General features: G+C 64.1%; 1 protein-coding gene. It reads right to left on the reverse strand.

The window, feature by feature from the left end; translation table 11 throughout:
- Positions 1–75: 75 nt before the first annotated feature.
- The gene (locus AC5RWX_RS33765) at positions 76–816 is read right to left on the reverse strand and encodes a hypothetical protein (protein WP_494100498.1); all 741 of its coding nucleotides are present in this window, start codon (positions 814–816) and stop codon (positions 76–78) included.
- Positions 817–980: the final 164 nt, after the last annotated feature.

The raw sequence follows: 980 nt of genomic DNA on the forward strand, positions 1-980 counted from the left end.
CGGGCCGTGCTTTTGTGGGTCCTGCTGCATGGCGCCCCGGCAAACCCCGGAGCAGCTGGCAGGGCTCTCAACTGGCTACCAGGACGCCGGGACAATTCCGGTGACCAGTGTGCCGAGGCGGGCAGCTGCTGCCAGCTCCAGGTCAGTCTCCGAAAATTTCAGGTTATCGCCGCTGATGACCAGGACCTGCCCTGCGCCGGCCGCTTGCAGCCATACGGCATCAACGCGGTTCCTTGTGTCCAGCTGCTGGGAACACATCAGGAGTCCGTCGATGTGCAGCTGGACCAGCCCACCACCGGCCATGGTGCAGGTGCAGGTGTTCCGGGCAGGGACAGCTTGCTGCAGGATGTCGCTGTAGCTGGCGCTGAAGGACATCTGGAATCCGTGGTTGAGCAGGACCGAGACCAGCGCCGACGTCTTCTCCCTGCCCGGTTCCCCAACAACGACGTTTGGAAGCAGGGTGTAGGCCAGCACGGGAATGTCTTTCTGCCCCGGCCCGCCCCCGCTCAGGACCAGCCGCGCACTGATGGAGGTCACCTTTTCCACCGCACCTAGCTCTTCACGCACAGTCAGCCCAGGTTCCTGGCACTGCAGATGGCATATAAGAGGATCGAAGGTGAGGGAGGATTTGCCCTCCGCGTTGCAGCTTTCGGTGATGATCACCGTCAGGGACAGGGCAGCTCCGGGGCCAAGGGGCAGCAGGCATGCCCCGCAGCGGCTGGCCGCAGCTTTGACCGTCTCGATGTAATGGGCAGTGTCCCTGCCCTTGAAAGCCTGAAGTCGTCCGTCCCAGGCGACATTGCTGATGATGGGCACGTTCCGCAGTCCAATCCGTGACGCGCTCCAGCGACGGGCGGCACGAGTTGGCTGTTCACGTCGTGGAGCGGGAGACCTGGCCGCCGGGCTGGGCATCGCATGGGGGTTGCGATGCCAAGCCCGGCGCACTGACCGGATTGAGTTATGGGGGCCTAACTCCCCAG

It is taken from the genome of Arthrobacter sp. SPT-J7, assembly GCF_059089965.1.